Here is a 14,677-nt window from a genome sequence, read left to right as displayed (position 1 = left end):
AGATATTTACATTGACCAATGACACAGTTCGAGCTGACTCATTAAAAGGCGGACGCGCTCGCCTCCTTCGGCCGGCTGTCACCAGGAGACGACGCATCATGGCCGACCACGCCCTGCCCACGGTCCATCCGGACGAACTCGCGCAGTTCCGCGCCATCCAGCGGCTCGCCTACCAATGCGTCGAAACGGTCGGCGCGATGCTGCAGCCGGGCATGACCGAGAAGGACGCCGCGCGCCTCCTGATCGAATGGGCCCAGGACCACGGCGTGCGCGACTGGCTGCACAAGCCGTTCGCCTGGTTCGGCGACCGCACCGCGTTCGAGGGCTTCTCCGGTTTGAAACACCTGGGCGGCTTCAATCTCGCGTTCTTCCCGAGCAACCGCCGGCTCGAACCCGACATGCCGATCATCCTCGACGTCGCGCCCGTCGTCGACGGCGTGGTCGCCGACGTCGGCTACGCGCACTGCCTCGGCCGCAATCCGATCCTCGACCAATTGCAGGACGACCTGATCGCGCATCGCGAACTGATCGTGGGCCTGGTGCGCGAGCGCCGCACGCTCGCGGAAGTCGCGCAGGCCGTGGACGCGCTGTGCCGGCGCCAGGGCGTCGCGCCGCGCCACAAGGCCTACCCGTTCAAGGTGCTCGCGCACCGCGTCGCGAAACTGCACGCCCCCGCGAAGCCGCGCTTCGTCGCGCGCTTCGGCCTCAACTCGACCCGCAACCTGATGCTCGACCAACGGCTCGCGGGCAAGCAGCAGGGCTGGTCGCCGCTGTGGTCGATCGACCGGCGCTCCGCGCACGCGCCCACGCCGGGCCTGTGGGCGGTCGAACCGCATCTCGGCTTCGCGGGCGTCGGCGCGAAATTCGAGGAACTGCTGGTGATCACCGACGACGACGCCTACTGGCTCGACGACGACCTGCCGCACGTGCGGCGCTGGAACCGCCGCCAGGAGGCGGCCGCCGCCGCGCGCGAGCAGGCCGCCTGAGGCCCGCCGCGCCCTTCCCCTTTCCACACGGTCCCACGATGCAGCCTCTCTCCGACGAAGCGCCGCTCGCGCTGTTTGAAGCGGTGTACACCGAATCCGCCGTGCCCTCGGGCGACGTCACGCTCGCCGTCAAGACCTGGGGCGACCCCGCGCACCCGGCCGTCGTGCTCGTGCACGGCTATCCGGACGACAGCAGCGTCTGGCACGCGGTCGCGCCCTTGCTCGCGAAGCAGCATTTCGTGATCGCCTACGACGTGCGCGGCGCGGGCCTGTCGAGCGCGCCGCCGCGCACCGCCGACTACCGGCTCGCGCGGCTCGTCGACGACTTCGCCGCGGTGCTCGACGCGTTCAGCCCGACCCGGCCCGTGCATCTGATCGGGCACGACTGGGGCTCCATCCAGGGCTGGGAATTCGTCACCGAGCCGCGTCTCGCCGGCCGCATCGCCTCCTACACCTCGTGCTCGGGACCGTGCCTCGACCACGTCGGCTACTGGTTGCGCCGGCAACTATCGCGGCCGTCGCCCGCCGCGCTCGGCCGGCTCGGCGGACAACTGCTGCGCTCGTGGTACGTGTACCTGTTCCACCTGCCGCTGCTGCCCGAATGGAGCTGGCGCCTGTGGCTCGGCCGCGCCTGGCCGCGGCTGCTGCGCCGGGTCGAGCGCACCGCGATCGCGCCGCGCCCGACCCAGGCCGGCGACGGCGCGCGCGGCGTGCGCCTGTACCGCGCGAACTTCATCCGCTGCCTGTTCGCGCCGCGCGGACGCTTTGCGCACGCACCGGTGCAGGTGATCGTGCCGCTCGGCGACAAGTACGTGAGCCCGGCGCTGTCGGAGGATCTGTCGCGCTGGGTGCCGCGCTACTACCGCCGTACCGTGGCCGCGCGGCACTGGCTGCCGGTCGCGGACCCGGCGCGCTTCGCCGGCTTCGCACAGGAACTGATCGACGCGGTCGAACACGGCGTCGAGCCGCCCGCGCTCGCGCGCGCGCGCCGCGCCAATCCGAGCGGCCCGTTCAGCGGCAAGCTCGCGGTGGTCACCGGCGCGGGCAGCGGGATCGGCCGCTGCGCCGCGCTCGAATTCGCGAAACGCGGCGCGACGGTGGTCGCGGTCGACATCGACCTCGCCGGCGCCGAGCGCACCGCGCTGCTGGTCGGCCTGCTCGGCGCGCGCGCGCACGCGCGGCGCGTGGACGTCGGCTCCGCCGAGGCGATGGAGGCGCTGGCCGAATGGGTCGACCGCGAACTCGGCGGCGCCGACATCGTGGTCAACAACGCCGGCATCGGCATGGCGGGCGGCATCCTCGACACCAGCGCCGCGCATTGGGAGCGGATCCTGCACGTGAACCTGTGGGGCGTGATCCACGGTTCGCGCCTGTTCGCGCGCCGGATGGTCGCGCGCGGCGCGGGCGGGCATATCGTCAACACCGCGTCGGCGGCCGCGTTCGGCCCGTCGCGCGACCTGCCCGCCTATGCGACCACCAAGTCGGCCGTCCTGATGCTCAGCGAATGCATGCGCGCGGAGCTGGCGGAGCACGGGATCGGCGTGACCGCCGTGTGCCCGGGCTTCGCGGAGACCGGGATCATGGCGTCGACGCACTACGCGGGCGCGAGCGCGCAGGACGAAGCGCGCCTGCGGCAGCGCGCGACGCGGCTCTACCAGATGCGCGGCATGAAGCCGGAGACCGTCGCGCGCGCGATGGCGGACGCCGTGCAGCGCGACCGGCCGCTCGTCGCGGTGGGCGCGGAGGCGCATGCGATGCGTTTCATCGGCCGTTTCATGCCGTGGCTCGGCCGGCTGATCGCGCGACTCAACATGGCCGCGCACTGAGCAGCGGACCCGATATCAACGGAGACTCCCATGAACGCACCCGACGGCCACCATCTGATCAAGGCACGCCACGTGCGCTTCGATTTCAGCGCGACGCCGATTCAATGGATTCCGGGCGACCCGGCCAGCACGCACATCATCAACACGCTGAACCTGCTGTTTCCCGAGGGCGAGCTGTGGTTCTGCCGCGTATACAACAAGGCGCTGCCGCTGATCGACGACCCAGCGCTGCGCGCGGACGCGGAAGGCTTCCTGCGTCAGGAGGCCGTGCATTCGCGCTCGCACGGCGGCGTGCTCAAGCACTACTACGAACGGCATGGGATCGATACGCAGCCGTTCACGAAACGCCTCGCCTGGCTGTTCGGCAAGATGCTCGGCGAGAAGGCGTTCGGCTTCGCGGCCGAGCTCGGCAAGACGCGCTACTGGTTGCGCCAGCAACTGGCGGTGATCGCCTCGCTCGAACATTTCTTCGGCTATCTCGGCAACTGGGTGTTGAACGCGCGCGCGCTCGACGAGGCGAACGCCGATCCGACCATGGTCGACCTGCTGCGCTGGCACGGCGCGGAAGAAGTCGAGCATCGCACCGTGGCGTTCGATATCTACCGGCACATGGGCGGCCATTACCTCGAACGCGCGCTGCACATGAGCTTCGTGATCGTGCTGCTGCTGTATTTCGTCGCGACGGGCGCGAAGTTCATGTACCGGCGCGATCCGGCGGCGGGCCGCTATCCGGGCTTCGCGATCGCATGGTGGCGCGGCTCGCGGCGCGGCCACCTGCCGTCGTTCTGGAAGATGATCGCGGCGGCGCTGCGGTATTACCGGCCCGGGTATACGCCGCACGCCGAAGGTTCGACCGCGCAGGCGCTCGCCTATCTCGCGCGCTCGCCCGCCGCGCAAGCCGCCGCGCACGGCGGGAACTGGGGGGCGGCAAGGCGGGCGGCGGGGGAAGGTTGACGCGGCGGCCGCATCGTCGACGGCGACGCAGGGCATGCATCGGCCAGCCCGGCGTCGACACCCGCGCCGTCGAATGGACTTCGTCCGTCGGCGCATGCGGCGCGGCCCGCGATGAGTCGATCAATCCCCGCGCCTGCGCAAAACCTCGCCGCGCGCCGGACAAGACAATGAATAAGAAAAATGCCACGAAATAGCCGCTGTCCATTTCACGACAAATCGATATTTTTTACCGACCATATCACGCGCATCAGGACTCGACATTTTCACTCATCCCGGCACCTCGATTTCCCGCATGAAAAGTCGAATCGAATAAAATCAGACCCCAAAACCACCCGATTCCGCGCGCCGGCCCACGCCTTGCCCTGCCGGCCAACCCTCTCCTCCCCCGCCATTCCACCATCCTTCCCCTAACGACTTTATTCAAACAAAATCCCGCCGTTTGGAATCCTCCCTCTATCCCGATCTTCCTTGACTTCTCATTTTAAATATCCAAAGAATGCATCATGCTTCGCGCATGTTTGCAGAAAAATAACCACACCATAACAAACAGATATCACCTGTATTCACGACACGCTTCGAAATAATGACAATCGGAAAGCCGTCAGGCCGGACCGGTTGAAGAACACGCCAATCACCCGAGGGATACCTGATGAGCGCAGGCCAACCGCCGTCGCCGGCCGGTGACGAGCACACGATCGACAATGCGCTGCGCGGCGCCGACACCGCGCCCGCCGCCCGTCTCGACCGCGCGCTCGCGCTGATCATCGTCGCCCTGCCCGCTGTCGGCACCGCGCTCGCGATCGCCCTGTGGATCGCGGGGCACGGCCCGGGCCCCGTCGAATGGGCCGTGTTCGGCGTGTTCTACTTCGCGACCGCGCTCGGCCTCGAAGTCGGCTTTCACCGGCACATCACGCACAAGGCGTTCAACGCACGGCCCTGGGTCCGCGCCACGCTGATCGCGATGGGTTCGATGGGCGTGCACGGCCCGGTCAACTGGTGGGCCGCGATCCATCGCCGCCACCACGCCACCAGCGACGGCCCCGGCGACCCGCATTCGCCGCACCTGTCCGGCGCCAGCGCGGGCGGCCTGCTGCAAGGGCTGTACCACAGCCACTTCGGCTGGCTGTTCGTCGGCCGCTCCACGCGCCCCGACGGCTGGGAACGCTACGTCCCGGACCTCTATCGCGACCCGCTCGTGTTCCGCCAGCACATGCTGTACTACCGCTGGGTGGTGATCGGCCTCGTCGTGCCGCCGCTCGTCTGCGGCCTCGCGGCGCGCTCGTGGAGCGGCGTGCTGCTCGGCTTCCTGTGGGGCGACCTGGTGCGGATCTTCGCGGTCAGCCACTGCATCTGGGCGCTCAATTCGTTCTGCCACGTGATCGGCCGGCGCGACTTCGCCACCACCGCGCACGACCGCAGCCGCAACAGCCTGCTGCTCGCGCTGCCCACCTTCGGCCAGGGCTGGCACAACAACCACCACGCGTTCCCGGGCTCGGCGTTCACCGGCCTGCACTGGTGGCAGCTCGACCCGGGCGGCCTGTTCGTGCGCGTGCTGCAAGCGCTGCGCCTCGTCTCCGAGGTCAATCGGCCGCCGGCCGAACTGATCGAGAAGAAGCGCCTTTCCTGACCCCTCTGCCACTCACGGAGATTCCCGATGACGCAAGCGACTATGACGGCCGTCCAGCCCGATGCGGAAACCGCGCAGGAGATCCAGAACTGGATGATCGCGTACCTGGTGAACCAGAACGGTATCGGCCGCGACGCGATCGACCTCGACAAGGAGTTCATCGACTACGGCCTCGATTCGGCCGCCGCGCTGCGGATGGTCGGCGATCTCGAGGACTACCTGAAGCGCAAGCTGTCGCCGAGCCTGCCCTACGAGCACCCGACGATCGCGCAGCTCTCGCGCGCCCTCGCCGGCCGTTGAACGCCCCGCGCGCCGCCCGCGCCGCACCGCGCACGGGCCCCGCGCGCGACTTCGCACGCAATCCGCCCGCCGACCCGTCGGCCCCCATCAGGAGCAAGCCCATGACACCGGAAGTCGATACGCCGCGGCCGGCCGCCGGCCCCGCGTTCGGTGCGTCCGCCGACGCCATCCAATACCACTACGACATCGGCAACGCGTTCCTCGCGCTCGCGCAGGAAGGCGGCCGCAACTACTCGTGCGCGATGTACCACGAGGGCGACACGCATGAGGAAGCGCAGATCCGCAAGCTCGACTATCACATCGACCAGATCCGCGCGCGCGGCGCGGCGCGCGTGCTCGACATCGGCTGCGGCTGGGGCGCGCTGCTCAACCGGCTCGTCACGGTCGCGGGCGTCGGGCAGGCGGTCGGGCTCACGCTGTCCAACGAACAGATCCGCCATATCCACGACAGCTATCGCCATCCCGGCATCGAGGTGCTGCTGAAGAACTGGCAGGACTACCGACCGGACGAGCCGTTCGACGGCATCATCTCGCTCGGCGCGTTCGAGCATTTCGCCAAGATCGACGAGGACAAGCTCGAGGTCTACCGCTACTACTTCGAGAAGTGCCACGCGTTCCTGAAGCCGGGCGCGCGCATGTCGCTGCAGACCATGGGCTACGGCGACGTGCCGCGCGACCGGCAGCACACCGACCTGTTCATCGCCCACGAAGTGTTCCCCGAATCCGACCTGCCGTATCTCGCGGACATCGTGCGCGCGTCGGAGATGCTGTTCGAGGTGGAGCTGGTGCGCAACGACCGGCACGACTACACGCGCACCATGCGCGCCTGGTTCGAGAATCTGCGCGCGAACCGCGACCGCGCGCTCGCGCTCGCGCCGCTGCATGTGATCGAACGCTACGAGCGCATGTACCGGACCATGAGCTACTCGTTCGACCTCGGCGCGTTCGCGCTGTACCGGATCACGTTCCGCCGGATCGAGCCGAACCGGCTCGGCGCGCGCGCGTCGTAACCGCCCGGGCGCCACGATGGACGATCCCTCGCTGCTCGACGCCCCCCGCCGCGCGCCCGCCCCGCCGAGCGCGTCGGCGGCCGACGACGCCCACCTGTCGGTCGCGTCGCGCCTCCGGCACCTGGGCGTCGCGCTGATCCCGACGCTCGGCACGCTGGCCGCGCTGCTGTCGTGGGCGCTCGGCGGCCCCGCGCCGCGTCCGCGCGAGTTCGCGCTGCTCGCCGGCTTCTACGTGCTGAACCTGCTCGGCATGGAACTGGCGCTGCACCGCTACTTCGCGCACCGCGCGTTCAAGGCCACGCCCGCCACCCAGGTCGCGCTCGCGGTGCTCGGTTCGCTCGCGTACATGGGGCCGCTGATGTGGTGGGTCGCGATCCACCGCAAGCATCATGCGCATACCGACCGGCCCGGCGATCCGCACACGCCGCAGCTCGGCGGGCCGGGCCTGCGCGGCCGCCTGACCGGTTTCTGGCAAGGTCACGTCGGCTGGCTGTTCACGCCCGAGCGGGCCCGGCCGCCGGCCTGGAACCGCTATGCGATGGATCTCTACCGCGACCCCGTGCTGCTGCGGATCCATCACGCCTACGACTACTGGCTCGTGCTCGGCCTGCTGCTGCCGATGCTCATCGACGGGCTCGTCGATCTGTCGTGGAAAAGCGCGCTGCTCGGCCTGCTGTGGGGCGGCACCGTGCGGGTGTTCCTCGCGACGAACGCGGTCTGGGCGGTCAACTCGGCCGGCCATCTGTTCGGCGCGCGCCCCTACCCGGGCCGCGACGCGAGCGGCAACCTGTTCTGGCTCGCGCTCGTCACGCTCGGCGCGGGCTGGCACAACAATCACCACGCGTTCCCGCAGTTTGCGAGCACGCGGCTGCGCTGGTGGCAAATCGACGTGACCGCCTGGGTGATCGCGCTGCTCGAACGTCTGGGCCTCGTCTGGGACGTCCAGCATCCCGATCCCGCGACGGTCCGCAAGAAAGCCGGCGCCGGCGCGAAACCCCAGGACTGAACGGACCCCGCCATGACCACCCCGCGCATCTTCGACGCCCGCGTCCACCTGCTCCCCGACTCCGTCGCGAAGCTCGTCTGGAAAAACTATGCGCGCGATGCGTGGGACATCCGCTACCAGCTGCTCGCGGACGCCGCGCTCGCGTTTCTCGCCGCGCACGGCGTCGAGCGCGTCGCGGGCATCTGCTATGCGTCGCAGCCCGGCATCGCGCCCTTCCTGAACACCTTCATGGCCGGCCTCCATGCGCGGCATCCGGCGCAGGTGGTGCCGTTCGGCACCGTGCACCCGGGCGACGAGGACTGCGTGCGCGAAGTCGAGCGCGCGCTCGACACGCTGGGCTTCGCCGGCATCAAGCTGCACTGCCACCTGCTGCGGATGGCGCCCGACGATCCCGCGCTCGCGTCGATCCTCGACGCCGTCGCCGAACGCGGCAAGGTCGTCAACCTGCATTCGGGCGCGGTCGCGAAGAACAACGCGGCGCTCGATGCGGTCAGGGCGTTCTGCAATGTCGATCGATTCCGGCGCGCGCTGCGCCGCCGCCCCGCGCTCAGGATCATCGTCCCGCACATCGGCTACGATGAAGTGCAGGCCTATCTCGACCTGATGGACGAATTCCCGAACCTGCACTTCGATACCGCGATGGCGTTCGGCGGCCACCGCGTCGCGATCGGTGAAACGATTCCCGATGTGCGCCCGCTCGTGCCGGCGCGCTACCCGCGCGGCATGCATCCGCCGCTGCCCGATCCGTGGCGCCCCGCGCTCGAACAGCTGGTGCCGCAGATGCAGGCCCGGCCGACGCGCTTCCTGTACGGCAGCGACTTCCCTTATGTGCCCTACGACTGGGATCTGGAAATCCGCCAGCTGACGCGCTACCTGCCGCCCGAGGTTCTCGAGCGCGTGCTGTGGGACAACGCGGCCGCGCTGTTCGGCGCACCGCGCGAAGCGGAGCGGGAAAGCGCCGCCGCCGCGCAGGGAGCGAACGAATGAACGACGCGGACCGGAACATCGACGCATGCCGGGACTTCGTCGCGCTCGCGCGCCACCGCGCGCGAACCACGCCCGATCTGCCGGTCTACACCTTCGTCGGCTTCGGCGACGAACCGTCGCAGGTGCTGACCTGCGCCGAACTCGACCGGCGCGCGACCGCGCTCGCCGCGCGTCTGCTGGCCCGCGCGCGGCCCGGCGACCGCGCCCTGCTGCTGTTCGCGCCCGGGCTCGACTACATCGTCGCCTTGTTCGGCTGCCTGTATGCGGGCGTGATCGCGGCCCCCGCGTACCCGATCGAACCCGCGCAAGCGGTGCGCACGCTGCCGCGCCTGATCGCGATGGTCGCCGATTGCGCGCCGGCCGTGATCCTCGGCACCGCGGCGGAGCGCGACGCCTGCGCGCAACCCGGCGCGCCGATGCAGCCACTCACGCGCCTGCCGTGGCTGGCCGTCGACGCGCCCGACCTCGACGAACCGACCGCCGCGCCCCTGGACCCGACCGCTTCGCCCGATCCCGCGCAACCCGCGTACCTGCAATACACGTCCGGCTCCACCGGCTCGCCGAAGGGCGTGATGATCGGCCATCGCAACCTCATGCACAACTCGGCGCTGATCGCGCGCCGCTTCGGGCACGATGCAAGCAGCCGGGGCGCGATCTGGCTGCCGCCGTATCACGACATGGGACTGATCGGCGGCATCCTGCAGCCGCTCTACGCCGGCTTTCCGGTCGCGCTGATGTCGCACCTCGATTTTCTCAAGCATCCGCTGCGCTGGCTGCGCACGGTCAGCACATTCCGCGCGACCACGAGCGGCGGCCCCAACTTCGCCTACGAAATGCTCGCGACGATGCGCATCGCCGACAGCGATCTCGACCGTCTCGATCTCGCCAGTTGGCGTCTCGCCTTCGTCGGCGCGGAGCCGATCCGAGCCCGCACGCTGCACGCGTTCGCCGCCCGCTTCGCACGCTGCGGCTTCGACGCCGCCGCGTTCTATCCCTGCTACGGGCTCGCCGAGCACACGCTGTTCACGACCGGCGCGCCGCTGCGCGGCGATGCGCCCGGGCCGGTCGGCGCACCGGACGCCGGCGTCGCGTGCGGCGCGCCGGCCGAGGACAGCATGCTGCTCGTGGTCGACCCGCGCACCGGCGAGCGCTGCGCGGACGGCGAAGTCGGCGAACTGTGGGCGAGCGGGCCGAGCGTCGCGCAAGGCTATTGGGGGCAGCCCGCGCTGACGCGGGAAACCTTCTCGGCGCGGGTCGCGGGCGTCGCGGGCGCCTTCATGCGGACGGGCGACTACGGCTACCTGCGCGACGGCGAGCTGGTCGTGACGGGTCGGCTCAAGGACATGCTGATCATCCGCGGCGCGAATCACTACCCGCACGATCTCGAAGCGACGATCGAGACGCTCGATCCGGAGGTGTTCCGCCCGGGCGGCTGCGCGGTATTCGCGGTCGACGCCGCGCGGCAGGCCGCGCCGCGCGTGACGGTGGTGCGCGAACTGCGGGCGCGCCACCTGCCCGCATTCCGCGACAACGCCGAGGCGGCGCGCGGCGGCCACTTCGAACGCCTGCGCCGCGCGATCACGCAGCGGCACGGCATCGTCGTGCACGATATTCTCTTCACGCCGCCGTCCGCGGTGCCGAAGACGACGAGCGGCAAGGTCCAGCGCCACGCCTGCCGCGACCTGCTGCTGCGCGGCGCGCTGCCGATCGTCGCGCAATGGCATGCGGATCCAGCCTGAACGGCTCAACCACGGAGACAAGCAATGTCGGAACAACGGGATGCGGACTACTTCAATCGCCTCGGCAAGGACTATCTGCCCGGGTTGCTCGGGATGGTCATCACGGAACTGGACGGTCTGTACCTGAAGGCGGAACTCGACGTCCGCCAGTCGCTGCTCGCGCCGAACGGCTATCTGCACGCGGGCACCCTCGTGAGCATGGCGGACACCGCATGCGGCTACGGTTGCTTCGCGAACCTGCCGGAAGGCGCGACGAACTTCACCACGATCGAGCTGAAAAGCAATTTCATGGGCACCACGCGCGACGGCGTGATCCATTGCGAGGCGCGCGCGCTGCATGCGGGCCGCACGACCCAGGTGTGGGACGCGCTGGTCCGCCATGAAGGCAAGCTGCTCGCGACGTTCCGCTGCACGCAGATGATCCTCTGGCCGACCCGGTGACGCGATGAGCACTTCGTCCGATCTCCGTGTCGAAGCGCGCCCCGTCAGCCGCCTCGGCGCATCCATCGACACGACCTGGCTCGACACGCTGCGGCTCGGCGCGCGCGCCGCGCGGATCCGCCGCGGGCCGGCCGCGCATGCGCGCGACGGCGTGCGCATCGTCGACGTGTCGAACTGCGCGATGCGGGTGCGCGTGACGGGCGCGCGCATCGGCAGCCAGCCGACCATCGTGCTGGTCTGCGATCCGCCGAGCGTGATCGAGCATTTCGATGCGCTCGTCTCGCTGCTCGCGCCCGAGGCGCGGGTCGTCTGCCTGGAGCCGCCCGGCTTCGGCTATTCGGTGCCGCGCCGCGCCTTCCGCTTCACGTTCGACAACTACCGGACCGCGATCGACGAACTGCTGCTGGTGCTCGACGAAGGCCCTTATCTGCTTGCGTTCTCGTGCGTCTGGGCGCACATCGCGCTGCAGATCGCCGCGCAGCGGCCCGCATGGATCGCCAAGCTGCTGCTGTGGCAATGCGTCGCGTGGGAGCAGCAGGTCAGCTGGGCGAACTATGTCGACGCGGACCATACCTTGTCGCGCCCGCTCGTGGGTCAACTCGCGGGTATGTTGGGTACGCGGCGCATCGGGGTCGGCTGGTATCGCGCGGCGATGGCCAAGGATCGGTATCGGGACTTCACGCCCACGCTGTTGTCAGCGCTCGACAGCGGCGCGTTCTGCTGTCTCGCCTCGCTGTGGCAGCAGTTCTATCGCGACGCGCCGCCCGAGGTTCAGATCGATCAGCCGACGCTGCTCACCTGGGGACATGCCGATCGCACGCATCGCCACAGCGACAAGACTTCGTTGTCGCGCACGCTGCGCCGCGTGGTGCGGCACAGCGGCTTCGACCGAGCCGGGCACTCGCCGGAACTGGAGGACTGCCCGGCCTTCTCGCGCCTGCTGCTCGACTGGCTCGCCGCGCCGGATTATGTGCCGTCGGTCGTCGGTCCGTCGGAGGGAGAGGCCGGTTGAAGCAATGCGGTCGCGGCGGGAGGCGTGGCGGCGACGCCGCCGCCGCTTTCCGCTCCGCCCCGGTGCGTCGCGCCCATCGATATACGATTCGCATTCCTGCATGATTAATCTTTCAAGCGTGTGATGGCCGAACCCGCTTCACCCCGCGCATCGAACCGCAAACGCCCCGGAAGTCATCGCATCTCGCGCGCCTGTTCTCCACGCCTATCGCCGCCATACCCAATTTCAATTGGCATATCGTCCGACGATCTCTTGTAATGCAATCGGTTTCACCAACCTGATTGTCATCAAGGAGTTCCCACGACATGTCCACCGCCACGAACCGTTTGCGCCTGGGTCTCGTCGCCGCCGCCTGCGTCGCGCTCGCGACCACGGCCTCGGCCGCCGACCTCACGCGCGACAATGGCTCGCCTGTCGGCGATAACCAGAATTCGCAAACCGCCGGACCGAACGGCCCGGTGCTGCTGCAAGACTCCCACCTGATCGAAAAACTGCAGCGCTTCGATCGCGAGCGGATCCCCGAGCGCGTCGTGCACGCGCGCGGCACCGGCGCTTTCGGCGAATTCGTCCCGAGCGCCGATCTCGCCGATCTCACGATGGCGAAGGTGTTCACGCCCGGCACGCGCACGCCTGTGTTCGTGCGCTTCTCGACCGTGATGGGCTCGCGCGGCTCGCCCGAGCAGGCCCGCGATCCGCGCGGCTTCGCGGTCAAGTTCTACACCGAGCAGGGCAACTGGGATCTGGTCGGCATCAACTGGCCGATCTTCTTCATTCGCGACGCCATCAAGTTCCCGGACTTCGTGCACGCGAACAAGCCGAGCGCGGTCACCGGCGTGCAGGATCCGAACCTCGCCTTCGACTTCTTCGCGCACACGCCCGAAGCCACCAGCATGCTGACCCGGCTGTACACCCCCGAGGGGATGCCGGATTCCTATCGGCACATGGACGGCTTCGGCGTGCACGCCTTCAAGTTCGTCAATGCGCAAGGCCAGGTGCACTACGTGAAGTTCCATTGGAAGAGCGCGCAGGGCATCCACGGCATGCGGCCGAAGGACATCCCGGGCTCGGTCGGCGCGGACTGGAACCTGATGACGAACGACCTGTACGGCGCGCTGAAGGCTGGCGACTATCCGAAGTGGGATCTGTATATCCAGGTGCTCTCGCCCGCGGACCTCGGCAAGTACGACTACGATCCGCTCGACGACACCAAGGTCTGGAGCGATGTGCCGGAGCGCAAGGTCGGCACGCTCACGCTGAACCGCGTACCGGACAACTTCTTCGAAAGCACCGAGGAATCGGCGTTCGCGCCGTCGCGGCTCGTGCCCGGCATCGAGCCGTCGGAGGACCGGATGCTGCAAGGCCGTGTGTTCTCCTATGCGGACACCCAGATGTACCGGCTCGGCGCGAACTTCAGCCAGTTGCCGATCAACCGCCCGCGCGTGCCGGTCGTCAGCAACAACCAGGACGGCGCGATGAACGGCGGCGGCCGCCAGGGCGAGGTGAACTACGAACCGTCGACCCTCAACGAGATCGCGCAGAACCCGCGCTACAAGTACGTCCAGACGCCGCTCTCCGGCGTCACGCAGCAAGCGGCGATCCACAAGACGCTGAACTTCAGGCAGGCCGGCGAGTACTACCGCGCGCTGTCCGAGCGTGACCGCCAGGATCTCGTGACGGCGCTGTCGGCGGACCTGCGACGCGTGACCAACGACCGGAACAAGTACACGATGCTGTCGTACTTCTACAAGGCGGACGCCGACTACGGCGCACGCCTCGCGAAGGCCACGCAGGCCGACGTGTCGCGCGTGAAATCGCTCGCGGACCAGCTCGTCGAGCACTGATCCCACGCCCCGCCCGGGGACGCGGCATGCCGCGTCCCCGACCCGATGCTCCTTCAAGCGCGCCCGCACGACGTGCGGGCCTTGCCACGATGAATCCTCGCTCGATTTTCACGTCGCGCGCCTGGCGCGCGGGCGCGCTCGCCGCGCTGCTGCTCGTCGCCGCTGGTTGCGCGCACATCGAACCGCCCTCCACGGCCGCGCTCCGGAGCGCCGCGCCCAAAACCGTGCGCGATTACGACGACACCTGGTTCGCGGCGGCGCGTCTCGGCCGCATCGACATCCTGCAGGCGCTCGCCGACGCCGGCTATCCGCTCGACGCCAGGACTCGCGAAGGGTACACGGCGCTGATCCTGAGCGCGTATCGCGGCCAGAGCGATGCGCTCACCTACCTGCTGCGCGCGGGCGCCGATCCGTGCGCCGCGGACCGGCACGGCAACACCGCGCTGATGGGCGCGATCTTCAAGGGCGATGCGGCGATCGCGCGCACGCTGATCGCGACGCGCTGCCCGATCGACCAGACCAACAACGCGGGCGCGACCGCGCTGTCGTTCGCGACACTGTTCGGTCGCCTGGACCTGCTGCCGACCCTCGTCGCGCGCGGCGCGGATCCGGACCACGTCGACGCGCTCGGCCGGACCGCGCTGCAAACCGCGCTGCTGCAAGGCAACCGCGACGCGGCTGCCGCGCTCGAACGCCTGGGCGCCACGCCGAATGCCGACCAGACGCTGCGGATGCGCCCGTAACGCCACGCGAGCGTTGACAAGCGCCTGCGCCGCCGACACACTGCAGGTCATGAACACGCGCACCGTTTTCACTCTCTCGTCAGGCCGCCGATCGGTAATTGCACGACGTGCATTACCCGGGGCCTCCGTGCGCTAGCTGTGAAGCGTCAAGAGGTTGTTTCTCGATACGGGAAGTCTGGCCATCGGCGCAACGCCGCCGATGGCG

At 69.1% G+C, this 14,677-nt stretch carries 13 protein-coding genes; all 13 read left to right on the top strand.

Going from position 1 to position 14,677, the window contains the following annotated elements:
* The first annotated feature begins 98 nt into the window (after positions 1–98).
* Positions 99–986 (top strand): M24 family metallopeptidase, encoded by an 888-nt coding sequence (locus AC1RQF_RS29175; RefSeq protein WP_492873550.1) that lies wholly within the window; start codon positions 99–101, stop codon positions 984–986.
* Between the two features lie 38 nt (positions 987–1,024).
* Positions 1,025–2,812 (top strand): SDR family oxidoreductase, encoded by a 1,788-nt coding sequence (locus tag AC1RQF_RS29170; protein WP_492873549.1) that lies wholly within the window; start codon positions 1,025–1,027, stop codon positions 2,810–2,812.
* A 30-nt stretch (positions 2,813–2,842) separates the two neighbouring features.
* Positions 2,843–3,766: a metal-dependent hydrolase gene (locus tag AC1RQF_RS29165; RefSeq protein WP_492873547.1), complete on the top strand. Its 924-nt coding sequence runs from the start codon at positions 2,843–2,845 to the stop codon at positions 3,764–3,766.
* A 649-nt stretch (positions 3,767–4,415) separates the two neighbouring features.
* The gene (locus AC1RQF_RS29160) at positions 4,416–5,393 is read left to right on the top strand and encodes an acyl-CoA desaturase (protein WP_492873545.1); all 978 of its coding nucleotides are present in this window, start codon (positions 4,416–4,418) and stop codon (positions 5,391–5,393) included.
* A 27-nt stretch (positions 5,394–5,420) separates the two neighbouring features.
* On the top strand, positions 5,421–5,693 hold the full coding sequence (locus AC1RQF_RS29155; protein WP_273997910.1) for an acyl carrier protein: 273 nt from the start codon (positions 5,421–5,423) through the stop codon (positions 5,691–5,693).
* 101 nt (positions 5,694–5,794) lie between these two features.
* The gene (locus tag AC1RQF_RS29150; RefSeq protein WP_273997908.1) at positions 5,795–6,703 is read left to right on the top strand and encodes a class I SAM-dependent methyltransferase; all 909 of its coding nucleotides are present in this window, start codon (positions 5,795–5,797) and stop codon (positions 6,701–6,703) included.
* 16 nt (positions 6,704–6,719) lie between these two features.
* On the top strand, positions 6,720–7,709 hold the full coding sequence (locus AC1RQF_RS29145) for an acyl-CoA desaturase (RefSeq protein ID WP_492873543.1): 990 nt from the start codon (positions 6,720–6,722) through the stop codon (positions 7,707–7,709).
* Between the two features lie 12 nt (positions 7,710–7,721).
* A complete protein-coding gene (locus tag AC1RQF_RS29140) occupies positions 7,722–8,696 on the top strand; it encodes an amidohydrolase family protein (RefSeq protein ID WP_337995273.1) in 975 nt (324 codons plus the stop codon).
* Positions 8,693–10,435 carry a fatty acyl-AMP ligase gene (locus AC1RQF_RS29135; RefSeq protein WP_492873541.1) on the top strand — a complete coding sequence of 581 codons (1,743 nt, stop codon included), beginning with the start codon at positions 8,693–8,695 and terminating at the stop codon, positions 10,433–10,435. The genes AC1RQF_RS29140 and AC1RQF_RS29135 overlap by 4 nt, the downstream gene beginning before the upstream one ends.
* A 24-nt stretch (positions 10,436–10,459) precedes the next feature.
* Positions 10,460–10,876, top strand: a complete 417-nt coding sequence (locus tag AC1RQF_RS29130; protein WP_273997902.1) for a PaaI family thioesterase — start codon at positions 10,460–10,462, stop codon at positions 10,874–10,876.
* A 4-nt stretch (positions 10,877–10,880) separates the two neighbouring features.
* Positions 10,881–11,888: an alpha/beta fold hydrolase gene (locus AC1RQF_RS29125; RefSeq protein ID WP_492873540.1), complete on the top strand. Its 1,008-nt coding sequence runs from the start codon at positions 10,881–10,883 to the stop codon at positions 11,886–11,888.
* 305 nt (positions 11,889–12,193) lie between these two features.
* Positions 12,194–13,729 carry a catalase gene (locus tag AC1RQF_RS29120; RefSeq protein WP_492873538.1) on the top strand — a complete coding sequence of 512 codons (1,536 nt, stop codon included), beginning with the start codon at positions 12,194–12,196 and terminating at the stop codon, positions 13,727–13,729.
* Between the two features lie 89 nt (positions 13,730–13,818).
* On the top strand, positions 13,819–14,472 hold the full coding sequence (locus AC1RQF_RS29115; protein WP_273997897.1) for an ankyrin repeat domain-containing protein: 654 nt from the start codon (positions 13,819–13,821) through the stop codon (positions 14,470–14,472).
* Positions 14,473–14,677: the final 205 nt, after the last annotated feature.

It is taken from the genome of Burkholderia sp. GW821-FHT14F03 (assembly GCF_058803765.1).
Note: the sequence above shows the minus strand (reverse complement) of the source record. Positions and strands in the feature narration are given on the sequence as shown.